Origin of the sequence: Paenibacillus sp. RC334, assembly GCF_030034735.1 — a bacterium.
In the GTDB taxonomy this organism is placed as follows: Bacteria; Bacillota; Bacilli; order Paenibacillales; family Paenibacillaceae; genus Paenibacillus; species Paenibacillus terrae_A.
The window spans coordinates 4,225,160-4,238,303 of record NZ_CP125370.1; the positions used below are offsets into that span (position 1 = coordinate 4,225,160).

At 49.8% G+C, this 13,144-nt stretch carries 10 protein-coding genes and 2 riboswitches; of the genes, 3 read left to right on the forward strand and 7 right to left on the reverse strand.

Going from position 1 to position 13,144, the window contains the following annotated elements:
- Window positions 1–139: 139 nt before the first annotated feature.
- Complete coding sequence (gene gcvH / locus QMK20_RS19365; RefSeq protein WP_283652930.1) at window positions 140–535, reverse strand: glycine cleavage system protein GcvH; 396 nt, start codon at window positions 533–535, stop codon at window positions 140–142.
- A 299-nt stretch (window positions 536–834) separates the two neighbouring features.
- A riboswitch (glycine riboswitch) is annotated at window positions 835–1,023 on the forward strand.
- A riboswitch (glycine riboswitch) is annotated at window positions 1,024–1,120 on the forward strand.
- 80 nt (window positions 1,121–1,200) lie between these two features.
- Here gcvH and gcvT point away from each other — a divergent pair.
- The 3 genes from gcvT (at window position 1,201) to gcvPB (ending at window position 5,310) form a co-directional block, all read left to right on the forward strand.
- Complete coding sequence (gene gcvT, locus QMK20_RS19370; RefSeq protein ID WP_283652931.1) at window positions 1,201–2,301, forward strand: glycine cleavage system aminomethyltransferase GcvT; 1,101 nt, start codon at window positions 1,201–1,203, stop codon at window positions 2,299–2,301.
- A gap of 130 nt (window positions 2,302–2,431) precedes the next feature.
- A complete protein-coding gene (gene gcvPA / locus QMK20_RS19375; protein ID WP_283652932.1) occupies window positions 2,432–3,787 on the forward strand; it encodes an aminomethyl-transferring glycine dehydrogenase subunit GcvPA in 1,356 nt (451 codons plus the stop codon).
- Window positions 3,784–5,310, forward strand: coding sequence for an aminomethyl-transferring glycine dehydrogenase subunit GcvPB (gene gcvPB / locus QMK20_RS19380; RefSeq protein WP_404580098.1), 1,527 nt, complete (start codon window positions 3,784–3,786; stop codon window positions 5,308–5,310). Before gcvPA ends, gcvPB begins: the two co-directional genes overlap by 4 nt.
- A gap of 117 nt (window positions 5,311–5,427) precedes the next feature.
- Here the strand turns inward: gcvPB and ptsP are convergent, their stop codons facing one another.
- The 6 genes from ptsP to QMK20_RS19410 form a co-directional block, all read right to left on the reverse strand.
- A complete protein-coding gene (gene ptsP / locus QMK20_RS19385; RefSeq protein ID WP_283652933.1) occupies window positions 5,428–7,140 on the reverse strand; it encodes a phosphoenolpyruvate--protein phosphotransferase in 1,713 nt (570 codons plus the stop codon).
- A complete protein-coding gene (locus QMK20_RS19390) occupies window positions 7,133–7,408 on the reverse strand; it encodes an HPr family phosphocarrier protein (protein ID WP_014282905.1) in 276 nt (91 codons plus the stop codon). The genes ptsP and QMK20_RS19390 overlap by 8 nt, the downstream gene beginning before the upstream one ends.
- A 120-nt stretch (window positions 7,409–7,528) precedes the next feature.
- Complete coding sequence (gene ptsG, locus QMK20_RS19395) at window positions 7,529–9,580, reverse strand: glucose-specific PTS transporter subunit IIBC (protein ID WP_283652934.1); 2,052 nt, start codon at window positions 9,578–9,580, stop codon at window positions 7,529–7,531.
- A gap of 256 nt (window positions 9,581–9,836) precedes the next feature.
- The gene (gene glcT, locus QMK20_RS19400; RefSeq protein ID WP_283652935.1) at window positions 9,837–10,694 is read right to left on the reverse strand and encodes a glucose PTS transporter transcription antiterminator GlcT; all 858 of its coding nucleotides are present in this window, start codon (window positions 10,692–10,694) and stop codon (window positions 9,837–9,839) included.
- Between the two features lie 193 nt (window positions 10,695–10,887).
- The gene (locus QMK20_RS19405) at window positions 10,888–12,423 is read right to left on the reverse strand and encodes a flotillin lipid rafts scaffold protein FloT (RefSeq protein ID WP_283656311.1); all 1,536 of its coding nucleotides are present in this window, start codon (window positions 12,421–12,423) and stop codon (window positions 10,888–10,890) included.
- Between the two features lie 48 nt (window positions 12,424–12,471).
- On the reverse strand, window positions 12,472–12,987 hold the full coding sequence (locus QMK20_RS19410; RefSeq protein ID WP_044648157.1) for an NfeD family membrane protein: 516 nt from the start codon (window positions 12,985–12,987) through the stop codon (window positions 12,472–12,474).
- Between the last annotated feature and the right edge of the window lie 157 nt (window positions 12,988–13,144).

Consider the following 13,144-nt stretch of genomic DNA (forward strand, 5'->3'; position numbering starts at 1 on the left):
GGAAAAAGAACGTAATTACGCTTGCCAAAAAAGACAGCAAAAAATAGCCGCTATGCCCAATCATCGCGACTATTTTTATACAAAACCGAGTGGACAAACGCCACTCTTATTCAGTTATCCAACCTAATTTGCCCCATTATTACTCATTGGCAGTCAACTGCTCGTACTGATCCGCAGACAGCAGCTTGCTTAATGATTCCTCTACATCTCCTCCAATCTCCACTTCGATCATCCAGCCTTTTTCATAGGGAGACTCGTTCACCAGCTCAGGCGTACTTTCCAGCGCTTCATTCACCTTCAACACCGTTCCCGTCACCGGAGCGAACAGGTCGGATACTGTCTTTACCGATTCAATAGTACCGATCTCTGCCCCCTGCTCAATCGTTGCTCCCTCCCCAGGCAGCTCCACAAAAACGATATCCCCCAGCTGATGCTGTGCAAAGTCCGTAATACCGATTCGTACCGTTCCATCCTCTGTGCGCTGAACCCACTCATGTTCCTCTGTGTACCAAAATTGCTGCTTCACTTCACTCATCCTGCTCGCCTCGCTTCCATATGGATTACATCGTTTCGCCTACCCGTCTGTGACAGGTTAAGATTATGACAACAAGAACTCTCATGTCAATAATACTAACAAAAATATTTCACATTTCTCCATATATCGTTCTAACTAAAAATACGGCAGGATATAACAAACGCTTACATATCCTTATTTATGAATAAAATGTTTTATAAAATGATGTTGATGACATTTTTGTTGACATTTCAAATAAATTTGCGTATTAATGGGTTATAACAAGTGCTTTTAGAAATACCCGATAACTGTAAACGCGGATGAACGTGGAGGGAGAGACTGCCAAAACTCGCATAGCTGTTGCCGCCTGTGAAAACAAGGTAGCAAGCGAGTCGGATCAAGCTGTTACCGGCAGGGCCGGATGACGTATAGCTGATCCAAGGGCAGCGCCGAAGGAGTAAACCTGCACCGCAGGTGAATCTCTCAGGCAAAAGGACCTCTGCCGGACGCATCTCTGGAGAGCATTCGCCATACAGGCGGATCACCCAAGGGGAAACCTGGTACACACCGGGGTAACTCTCAGGTATCAAGGACAGAGCTGAAGAAAAGTGTGTGGACTGCCGTCCATACGTTTTTTTCAGCCTGTCTTTTTTGTTTAGCTGATCACACTGGATAGGAGTGAAAAAATGACTAACTTGCGAAAAACGTCGCTGTATTCCTCCTACGGCACGCTGCCGGGGGTTCGTTGCATTGATTTTGGCGGCTGGGAGCTGCCTGTACAGTTCAGCGGCATTCAAAAGGAGCATGAGGCTGTCCGACAACGTGCGGGATTGTTCGATGTATCGCATATGGGTGAATTCCTGGTCGAGGGCCAGGAAGCCGAAGCATTTCTGCAACAGGTGACGACGAACGATGTCAGCCAATTGGAGCCGGGCCAGGCCCAATATTCGCTGCTGTGTTACCCGGATGGAGGTGTAGTAGACGACCTGCTTGTTTACCGCAAAGGGCCGGAGCGTTACATGCTCGTTGTGAACGCCTCGAATATCGACAAAGATTGGGATTGGTTGCTTCGCCATGCTCCTGCATCCGTTCATCTGGAAAACGTATCAGATGCGGTAGCACTGCTGGCATTGCAAGGACCTGAAGCTGCGCGTATTGCCGCAGCCGTGACAGACACGGACATTACGAAGCTGGCATCCTTCCGATTCAATGAGGATGTGCAATTGTTCGGGGCAAAAGCGCTCGTCTCCCGCACCGGATACACGGGGGAAGACGGCTTTGAATTTTATGTGCCCACGGCGGATGCACCGGCAGTGTGGGACGGATTGCTTCGCATCGGTGAGCCGTATGGTCTGGTTCCCGCCGGACTTGGAGCCAGGGATACGCTGCGCTTCGAGGCACGGCTACCGCTGTACGGACAGGAGTTGTCCGCTACCATTTCGCCACTGGAAGCTGGTTTAGGCTTCTTCGTCAAGCTGAATAAGGGAGATTTTATCGGGAGAGAGGCCCTGCAACGTCAGAAAGAACAAGGTATTCCCCGCAAGCTGATCGGACTGGAAATGCTCGACCGCGGCATCCCGCGTGCCCATTATCCCGTTTTTGCGGAAGGACAGCACATTGGCGAGGTCACAACGGGAACCCAGTCGCCCACCTTAAAGCGTAATCTGGGTTTGGCTCTGGTGGACAGTCATTTCAGTTCCCTATCCACACCGCTGGAGGTCGAGATTCGTGGCAAGCGCCTGCGCGCCGAGGTGGTAGCAGCGCCCTTTTATAAACGTCCACGCTGATTTAAACGCTCGTCTTACTATAACTATCGTGATCCGTTACTAACCGCTGCCCAGTGGGCAATCGTTTATTAATCATTTGTTAATCGTTTTACGTTTTTACGATCTTGTTGGTTGAAAGGAGCCAGACCCAATGAAACAACACCGCTATCTTCCCATGACCGAGCAGGATCAAGCTGAAATGCTGCGCGTGGTCGGCGCATCGTCCATCGACGATTTATTCAGCGATATTCCCGAGGCGATCCGGTATAAGGGGGAGCTGCTCCTGTCTTCTCGGTTAGACGAAAGAGCCTTAACCCGCCACTTATCAGGACTGGCCGGGCAAAATGCCAATACTGACACGCACGCCAGCTTTCTCGGCGCAGGGATTTACGATCATCATATTCCATCCGTCATCCAGCATATCACTTCACGCTCGGAATTTTATACGGCCTACACTCCTTATCAACCGGAGGTAAGCCAGGGCGAGCTGCAAGCCATCTTCGAATTTCAATCGTATATATGCGAATTAACAGGCATGGCTGTAGCCAATGCCAGTATGTATGATGGAGCGACTGCGCTGGCAGAAGCGGGCTCATTGGCCGCCGCTGCCACCCGCCGCAAGCAGCTTATCGTATCGCGGACCGTCCATCCGGAGGCACGTCAGGTGTTGGCTGCCTATGCACGCGGGCTGGATTTGGATGTCGTGGAGATCGACTGTGCAGATGGTGTAACTGACGTGAAGGCATTAACGGCGGCCATATCGGAGCAGACGGCGGCAGTTTTGGTCCAAAGCCCTAATTTTTTCGGGGCCGTGGAAAATCTGAAGCCGATGGCTGACCTGATCCATGCGCACAAGGGTCTTATGGTCGTCAGTGCCAATCCACTGGCATTGGGCTTGCTGGAAGCGCCCGGCAAGCAGGACGCGGATATTGTCGTAGGAGACGCGCAGCCGCTTGGCATCTCCTCCTCCCTCGGTGGCCCAACCTGTGGTTACTTTGCCGTTTCTCAGGCGCATATGCGCCGTATCCCCGGCCGTATTGTGGGCCAGACCACAGATCGCAACGGTAAACGCGGCTTCGTGCTGACCTTGCAGGCACGGGAGCAGCATATCCGTCGGGAAAAGGCCACCTCTAACATATGCTCCAATCAGGCACTGCTCGCTTTATCTGCCTCTGTGTATTTGTCCGTCATGGGTAGACAGGGCATCGCGGAAGTAGCCGAGCTAAACCTGCACAAAAGCCGCTACGCATTGGAGCAACTACTCGGCTTGAAGGGCGTGACTGCCTCCTTTACTGCACCCACCTTTAACGAGTTTGCCCTGCGGTTACCTGAGGGTACCGATATGAATAAACTGCAAGCCGGATTGCTTGCTGCCGGATTTATCGGCGGCTACGATTTAGGGCGAGATTATGAGGAATATGCAGGTCACTTGCTGATTGCCGTGACAGAGCAACGAACAAAGGAAGAGATCGATCAATTCGTGCATACCTTGGGGGGATTGCTATGACGCATACTACAGGACAAGATCAGGGTACACCGAATCCAGAAGTCGAATCCAGTCGGAATCAGATGAAAAAGCATGAGCAGGCGCTCATTTTTGAATTGAGCAGACCGGGCCGTATCGCCTATTCCCTGCCTGAATGCGATGTTCCCCGGCGTCCGGTGGCAGAGCTTTTGCCGGATTATGCGCAGCGCAGCGAGCTTGCGGCATTGCCCGAGGTATACGAAGTAGACGTTATTCGACATTATACTGCACTGTCACGGCGTAATTTTGGCGTGGACAACGGATTTTATCCGCTCGGCTCCTGTACGATGAAATACAACCCCAAGGTGAATGAGGATGTCGCCCGTTATGCAGGCTTCGCCAAAATCCATCCGTACCAGCCGGAGGACAGCATCCAGGGGGCCATGGCGCTGCTCCATACGCTTCAAAACGATCTGGCCGCGTTAACCGGCATGGATGCCGTCACCCTTCAGCCCGCCGCGGGCGCCCATGGCGAATGGACCGGGCTGATGATGATCCGCTCCTACCACGAAGCGCGTGGTGAGCGGCGTACCAAGGTGCTCGTGCCGGATTCCTCGCACGGAACGAACCCCGCCAGCGCCACTGTGGCAGGCTTCGAAACGGTCACCCTCCCCTCCACACCGCAGGGGCTGGTGGATCTGGACGCGCTGCGTCAAGCCGTGGGCAACGACACCGCTGCGCTTATGCTGACCAACCCGAACACGCTCGGGCTGTTCGAGAAGCAAATCGCTGACATTGCCGCGATTGTGCATGAAGCGGGTGGCCTGCTCTACTATGATGGCGCGAACTCCAACGCCATTATGGGGATCACCCGCCCCGGGGATATGGGCTTTGACGTGGTGCATCTCAATTTGCACAAAACGATGAGTACCCCACATGGCGGAGGCGGACCCGGCGCGGGACCTGTGGGGGTAAAGCAGCGGCTCATTCCGTATTTGCCCAAGCCGCTTGTCGTGCGTGATCCACAGGGCACGTACCACTGGGACCGAGAACAGGGCGATTCCATCGGACGGGTCAAAGCCTTTTACGGAAACTTCGGTATTCTCGTCCGTGCCTATGCCTATATCCGCAGCTATGGCCCTGACGGCTTGAAGCGGGTATCCGAATGTGCCGTACTTAATGCCAATTATATGATGCATCGGCTGGCTCCGCATTTTGACATCCCTTATCCAGGCTATTGCAAACACGAATTTGTGATGTCCGGACGGGGCTTAAAGAAATTCGGAGTGCGTACACTTGATGTTGCCAAGCGATTGCTCGATTTCGGCTACCATCCGCCTACGATTTATTTCCCGCTGAATGTAGAGGAATGTATCATGATCGAGCCGACAGAAACGGAAAGCAAAGAGACGCTTGATGCCTTCATTGACACCATGATCCAAATTGCGCGGGAAGCGGAGGAAACGCCTGAATTGGTGCTGAATGCTCCATATACCACTCCAGTCACGCGACTGGACGAAGCAACTGCAGCTCGCAAGCCTATATTGAATTGCTCATGCAGCTAAAAGCAAACTCCAATTTGGGGCATACAAAAAGGCCGGTATCTGTTAGATACCGGCCGCTGTATGTAAACAGCAATTTTTGTTGGAAAAAGATATACCTTGAAAATGTGATACCCTTCCTTAGCCTTCAATGCTTTGAACCAATTCAACAACCTGCTCGGCTGTTTGCATGTCCAAAGCTTTTGCAGCCAGTTTCTCCATGTCCGCGCGGGACAATTTCGAAATTTGACTGCGTGCTGGCAGAATGGAAGTAGCACTCATGCTGAACTCATCGAGTCCCAGACCCAGCAGCAATGGAATTGCTGTTGTATCCCCTGCCATTTCACCGCACATACCAACCCAACGTCCTTCACGGTGAGCGGCATCAATAACCATTTTCACCAGACGCAGAATGGATGGGTTATATGGTTGGTACAAATAAGATACCCGTTCGTTCATGCGATCCGCTGCCATCGTGTACTGAATCAGATCGTTCGTACCGATACTGAAGAAATCAACTTCTTTTGCGAATTGGTCAGCCAATACCGCTGTAGAAGGAATTTCTACCATGATGCCCAACTGAATTTCTTCAGATACGGCTACACCCTCGGCTACCAGCTTTTCTTTTTCCTCCAGCAACACAGCTTTGGATTCACGGAATTCGTTCAGCGTAGCAATCATCGGGAACATGACCCGCAGGTTACCATGTACACTTGCCCGCAGCAAAGCACGCAATTGAGTACGGAAAATGTCCTGACGGTCCAGACACAGACGAATAGCACGGAATCCGAGGAACGGATTCATTTCCTTCGGCAGATCCAGATAAGGAAGCTCTTTGTCGCCACCGATGTCCAACGTGCGAACTACAACCGGTTTGCCTTCCATTCTTTCCAGAACGGTTTTGTATGCTGTGTACTGTACTTCTTCGGATGGAAGCTTATCGCGTCCCATGTACAAGAATTCAGTACGATACAGGCCGACGCCTTCGCCACCGTTATCCAGTACACCAGCTACATCATTAGGCGTACCGATATTGGCTGCCAGTTCGACATGCACACCATCGACGGAAACCGTAGCTTCGCCGCGCAGCTTCCGCCACTCTTCGCGTTGCTTGTCGTATGCCACCTGTTTAGCCTGGTATTCAGCAACGATCTCTTCGGAAGGGTTCACGAATACGTGACCATCCAGACCGTCGACGATAATCAAATCGCCGCTTTTAGCTTGGGACAGTATATTTTTAGTTCCTACAACCGCAGGAATTTCAAGTGAACGAGCCATAATAGCCGAGTGTGAAGTACGTCCGCCAATGTTGGTTGCAAAGCCTTTAACAAATTCGCGATTCAGCTGAGCTGTGTCGGAAGGTGTCAAATCTTCTGCAAGTACAATCGTTTCTTCGGCAATTTCTGCAGGACTGACAAAATGAACACCAAGCAGGTGATTCAGGATCCGCTTGGTTACATCACGCATGTCCGATGCGCGTTCTTGCAAATAAGCACTTTTCATGTTTTCGAACATGGAAATAAACTGTGTAGCTACTTCGTTCAGAGCATAGTCAGCATTAAGCTGCTCGTCTCTGATCTTAGCTTTAACTGGATCGATCAGTTCAGGATCATTCAGGATCAACAGGTGAGAAGCAAAAATTTCTGCTTTTTTCTCGCCCAGCTCCTGTAAAGTTTTCTCCTTAATCGCTTCCAATTCGGTTTGAGATTCTACTAAAGCCGCATCCAATCTTGCAATTTCAGCTTCAGCATCACCAACCGCGCGTCTCTCTACAGCGTAATTCGGATGCTCCAAGATAAACGCCCGGGCAATGGCGATGCCTGCCGAAGCGGCAATCCCGGAAATTTTAAGCATGAATTTCGCCCAGCCCTTCGTTAACGATTACATTTTCAAGAGCTTTCAGAGCGTCAGCAGCTTCAGCGCCTTCACAGATGATGTTGATGGTATCGCCTTGTTCCAGACCAAGAGACAATACACCCAGAATGGATTTCAAAGTTACTTTTTTACCGTTAGCTTCGGCAAAAGATTCAGCACCGCTGAATTTGTTAGCTGTATTTACCAGCGCTGTTGCAGGACGTGCATGGATACCGTCTTCATCTGTAATTCTAAAAGTTGTTTGCATAATTGTTCCTCCCACTTTCCTAATGGATAATATTTGTTTACACGCAGTATACGTGTAGTGAAACCGGGTCGATGTGAGGCGACCTAAGCCGCCTCATCACGAATCCGAAACACATAGAGTTTATTTTATCGTAATTATACCATCTTCGCCAGCCTTCAATACTCCAGTTTTGTTTAAAGTTACCGAAGAGCCTTCTGGAAGGTTGGTAAAAATGACTGGTGAGATGATGGATTTTGCGTTTGCCTTCACGTATTCCAGGTCTACTTTCATAATAGGCTGACCGGCTGACACAAGATCGCCTTCGTTCACCAAAACGTCAAATCCTTGGCCTTTAAGCTTTACTGTGTTCACCCCGATATGAACAAGTACTTCCTTACCGCCGTCAGATTGGATACCAATGGCATGCTTGCTTGGGAATACATTGAATACTTTACCATATACAGGCGACACAATCGTTCCATCATTTGGCACGACAGCAAAGCCGTCTCCTGTCATACGTTCTGCAAATACCGGATCAGGAACAGTCGAAATATCAACCAATTCTCCGTTAACAGGCATCACGATATCTTCAACAATGATGGTCTGTTTTTGTTCGCCAGCTTCCTTCTCTTCTTGCGGAGCAGGTTGAGCCGAGGCCGGAGCCGGAGCAGGTGTGCGTCCCGCCATAATATCAGCCATTTGCGTTTTAATCGTATCGGAGCGTGTACCGAAAATGGCTTGTACGTTGTTGCCGACTTCGAGTACACCCGCTGCGCCAAGCTGTTTCAGACGAGCCTTGTCAACGTTGGACTTCTCGTTAACTTCAATACGAAGACGTGTGATACAAGCATCCAAATGCTTGATATTGGACGCCCCGCCGAAAGCTGCCAAAATATTGCCCGGAAGCTCGTCTGTGGTACCGACTGCGGCTCCTTCAACATTTTCTGTAGCTTCTTCACGCCCTGGTGTTTTCAGGTTAAACTTCCGTATGATGAATCGGAATCCGAAGTAATAAATAACCGCCAAAATCAGACCGACGATGATGACGTACCACCAAGACGTACGATTCGGAATAATCCCGAAGATCAGGAAGTCGATAAATCCACCGGAGAAGGTCATACCGATTTTAACATTCAAAATTTGCATCGTCATGAACGACAGACCTGCAAACACAGCGTGCACTGCGAACAGCAATGGAGCTACGAACAGGAAGGAAAATTCCAGTGGCTCCGTAATCCCTGTCAGGAAAGAAGTCAAAGCTGCTGAACCCATAATACCTGCTACATATTTTTTGTGTTCTGGTCTTGCTTCATGATACATCGCTAGCGCTGCGGCTGGCAAACCGAACATCATGAATGGGAACTTACCAACCTGGAACGTACTTGCTGTCAAAGCAACTCCATCGCGAAGCTGGTTAAAGAAGATTTGCTGGTCACCATGAATCGTTTGACCGGCTTTGTTCACGTATTCGCCGAACTCAAACCAGAACGGTGAATACCAGATGTGATGCAATCCGAAAGGAATGAGCGAGCGTTCAATCACCCCAAATATGAAAGCTGCCAGCGTCGGATTGGAGTCAACCATAAAGTGTGATACAACGTTCAGTCCTTGCTGTACGGGAGGCCACACAATGACCAGCAATAGTCCGATTAGCAATGAAGATACTGCCGTTACAATCGGAACGAAGCGCTTACCCGCGAAAAAGCCCAGATACGAAGGAAGCTCGATTTTGAAAAAGCGATTGTACATGGCCGCGGCCAGTATACCGATGATAATCCCGCCGAACACCCCGGTTTGCAGCGTTGGAATCCCCAACACGTTCGCATAGCCCGGTATTTTTTGAGCAATCAGACCCGGTGTAACACCTACAGCTGTACCCAATGTAATATTCATAACGAGATAACCGATGATCGCAGCCAATCCTGCTACGCCTTCACCGCCTGCCAGACCGACGGCTACGCCGACTGCAAACAACAGTGCCAGATTATCAAAAACAATTTGTCCGGCATTCATCATGATCGTCGCTACCGATTGAACCCAGCCCGCATTTAATGCCGGAATGTACTGGAGAAAATCGGGATTGACCAACATGTTGCCGATTCCTAATAAAAGTCCCGCTGCCGGCAAAATGGCTACAGGAAGCATTAAAGCTTTGCCGACACGCTGTAAAACACCGAAAAGCTTTTTAAACATACGTTCCACTTCCTTCTCTGAAAATTAGAATACAGAGGCAAAACAACAAAAAAGGCATGAGCCGAATTAAGTATGTTTGAACACAACCTTGGGATATAGCTTACCCCGGTAGGCTGTAAACAATCATAACTTAAAACAACTCATGCCTGATCGAATCAGTAACACGTTAGATATTCATTTGTTGTCTTGCTCATTACAAAATTTATTATAGCATTCTGCCAAAAGTGAGGCAATACTTTTTTCGATTCTAGCTGTTCTAACGTTGCTCTCCCTGCTCTTTACGTTGGGACAACCGCTGTAAATGCATCGTCAAATAGCTAACCTCAGCCGGATATACGGATTTGCGAAGCCTTTTCTCCATAATCTTCGTAAGCTTCCAGGCTAACATATACATTTCCGGATACTCTTCATTCAACAGCTTGTCCAATCGGTAAATCTCCTGCACAATCTCTCCCCGACGTACACGTTCAATCGCAAACCTCAGATGAGTCAGCAAACGTGAGTAATCCAGGGATTGGAGAGGAATGCGATATTCCAGCGTAGTCTCTACTACCTGTACCATATCAGCAATCAATCGGGAATCCTTCCTGACCTCGGAAATATGCTGATTCGTCATGGCACTGTAAATATGCAAGGCTACGAATCCGATTTCATCTTCTCCCAGATCCACACCCATCTTGTCCTTGATCAAAGAGACTGCCTGTTCAGCCATCTTGTATTCCTGAGGGTATATTTCTCTCGTTTCATACAAAAACGGATTATGGATCGTAATGCCCTGTTTCTGACGATTAATGGAAAAGGCGATGTGATCGGTTAAAGCAATCAATATGTGCTCATTCAGAGGCTTCTTCGCTTGAAGCTGAACATGGTGAAGCACCTCACCAATGACCTCAATGAGCTTTTCATCCAGCTCGGGAAGCAATCGCTTGTATTGCTCCTGCTCCTCATGGCTTTTTAATATAAATAATTTTTCAACTGAATCCAACGGTATAAGATCGCCGTTTTTGCGATTGAAACCGATTCCTTTTCCAATCACAACAACCTCATCATGCTCGGGATGCATCCCGATAATCACATTGTTATTCAGCGCTTTCGCCACTTGTAGGCTGCTCACATCCGCACCTCTTTTTATCTGAACCTTGATCCTAAGAATTAGAGCATGAAGCTCAGAGGAATCCACGTTAAAGTACCAAATATTTCGCTAAAGGTCAATAAAAAGAAAACGCTTTTCATCACAATAACCGGGAAAACCTGTGATGAAAAGCGTTCTTTCTGTTAAGGGGTATCCGCTCCTGAAAGCCCTGCGGCTATTCTTTATCCCGCGGCGCAACCTCAACCGGGGCATGAATGTGCAGCTTATCCGTTTCACCGGAGGACGGTGCGGAATGAAGGCCCTTTTTCCCCGTGGTCAGCCCCTTAATTAACTGCTCCACATCAATACCGGACACACTCTTGAGCATCTCTGGAGCCGTAGCCATTAGCTCTGTGACATAATTGCTGACACGCGCTGCTCCTTCTCCCTTGCCTGTATCCACAACCGTTAATTTATCAATGGACGCAATCGGCTCGGCAATCCGTCCGGCCAGCTCAGGCAGCATTTTCACGATAATATCGAGTACGGCTGCCTCGCCAAATTTCTGGAACGCCTCCGCCAGCTTTTCCTTGGCCTCGGCCTCCGCCAGACCACGTAAACGGATGACATCAGCATCCGCCGTACCTTTGGCGCGTTCCGCATCCGCTTCTGCTTGCCCATTCAGCCGTTTTTGTTCAGCTGACGCTTTAGCCTGTGTCTCAATCGAGTATTGCAACGATTCCGCCTCACGCATCTTACGCGATTTATCCGCCTCCGCGGCTTGCTCTACCGCATACCGATCGGCTTCCGCCTTCTTCTTCACTTCCGCATCATATTGCTTTTCACGTACCTGAATTTCCTTGGTTTGAAGATCAATTTCTCGCTCCTTGCGCACCAGCTCGACCTTCATCTGCTCTTCGACAGCAGTCTGCTTGGCACGAGCCTCCTGAATGTGATAAGCCTGATCGGCTTCCGCCTTGGCTGTATCCTGCTCCTTTTTAAACGAAGCCACTTTCAGTTCCTTCTCCTTGGCTGCCTCGGCAATGTTTGTATCACGCAAAAGTTCAGCCTTCTGGCCCTCCTGTTCCGCACGCGCCTTTTGAATCCGGGCATCCCTTACCGCCTCAGCTTCGGCAATTTCTGCATCCCGTTTCACAGCGGCAATTCTCGGCTTACCTAGCGCATCCAGATATCCGTGCTTATCACGCACATCTTTAATCGTGAACGAGACAATTTGCAGCCCCATCTTTTTCAGATCGCGAGCCGCCACGCCCTGTACTTCCTGTGCAAAGCGATCCCGATTACGATATACTTCCTCCACCGTCATCGAGCCGAGGATCGCACGTAAATGGCCCTCCAGCACTTCCTGAGCCTCTCCCCTGAGGGCCTCCAGCGGCTTCCCGATGAACTGCTCCGCTGCTGTTGCTACATCTTCAATGGAACTGCCTACCTTGATGATTGCCACACCGTCCGCAATCACGGGAACTCCTTGCTCCGTATACACTTCCGGTGTTGTTACATCCAGCTTGTGGGACAATAAAGAAATAAATTCGGACTGCTGAAAAATAGGCCATATAAAGGCGCCACCGCCGCGCACAATTTTGATTTTGCGACCGGAATCATCCTCGGAAATATTTTTATTTCCCAAAAATGAACCCGTCACGATCATCCCTTCATCCGGTCCTACCGTTTTGTAACGGGCCCAAAAGGCGATCCCTAATATGACGATAACGATAACGACAATCCCCGGGACCAACACAATATCCTGCAAGCTTGACACTCCCGTTCACGCTCCCTTCAAGTTAAGCGAATGCGTCGTCTATGTGTCCAGATACGCTACGCGGACGACACCCTCTGCGACCTCAACCACGACGATACGGGTTCCCGCAGCCAGCGGTTTGTGATCAAAGCTCGATGCTGTATGTATGGTGTTGCCTGCACCCAAGCGGATCATAACCTCCCCGTAACCAACCTCAGGTACCGGGACGGTGACCTCACCGATTCTGCCAGTCAGCTCACGCATCGAGAAGCCGCTGGATACCTCCGAGTTCGCCATTGGCTTGATAAACGCAAAAAATACGAGCACTCCGATCACAAACGCAATCGCAAGGGCAAGCAGAACAACCCGGCTCATGCTCAACCCGGTATATTTCGTCAGCAACACACCCGCCCCGCCAAAAGCGGTCATCGCTCCAAGTAAAACGACGGGTCTGAACCAATCGAGGCCGGGAAGCTCCAATCCATCCAGCCAACCACCGAGTACATCCCCGATCAACACACTGACCACGGTAAAGATGGCGCCCCCTGCCAATAACCACCAAAATATAGTTTCCATGCGGCTCCTCCTTCCATGTCCCTTTTCAGTCTGGTTTCCAGCCTATAACTATGTTTACGTATTCAACCTTAAAAAGTTTCAAAATTTTCCTCTAAAATTCCAAATCAAACCCAAAAAAGCACGTCCATACGTCTAATGACGTACAAACGTGCTTACA

Coding starts and splice junctions, on each gene's coding strand:
- QMK20_RS19410 (WP_044648157.1), bottom strand. CDS start 12,987: ATGGAAACTATATTTTGGTGGTTATTGGCAGGGGGCGCCATCTTTACC.
- ptsP (WP_283652933.1), bottom strand. CDS start 7,140: ATGCTTAAAATTTCCGGGATTGCCGCTTCGGCAGGCATCGCCATTGCC.
- ptsG (WP_283652934.1), bottom strand. CDS start 9,580: ATGTTTAAAAAGCTTTTCGGTGTTTTACAGCGTGTCGGCAAAGCTTTA.
- QMK20_RS19390 (WP_014282905.1), bottom strand. CDS start 7,408: ATGCAAACAACTTTTAGAATTACAGATGAAGACGGTATCCATGCACGT.
- gcvPB (WP_404580098.1), top strand. CDS start 3,784: ATGACGCATACTACAGGACAAGATCAGGGTACACCGAATCCAGAAGTC.
- gcvH (WP_283652930.1), bottom strand. CDS start 535: ATGAGTGAAGTGAAGCAGCAATTTTGGTACACAGAGGAACATGAGTGG.
- gcvPA (WP_283652932.1), top strand. CDS start 2,432: ATGAAACAACACCGCTATCTTCCCATGACCGAGCAGGATCAAGCTGAA.
- gcvT (WP_283652931.1), top strand. CDS start 1,201: ATGACTAACTTGCGAAAAACGTCGCTGTATTCCTCCTACGGCACGCTG.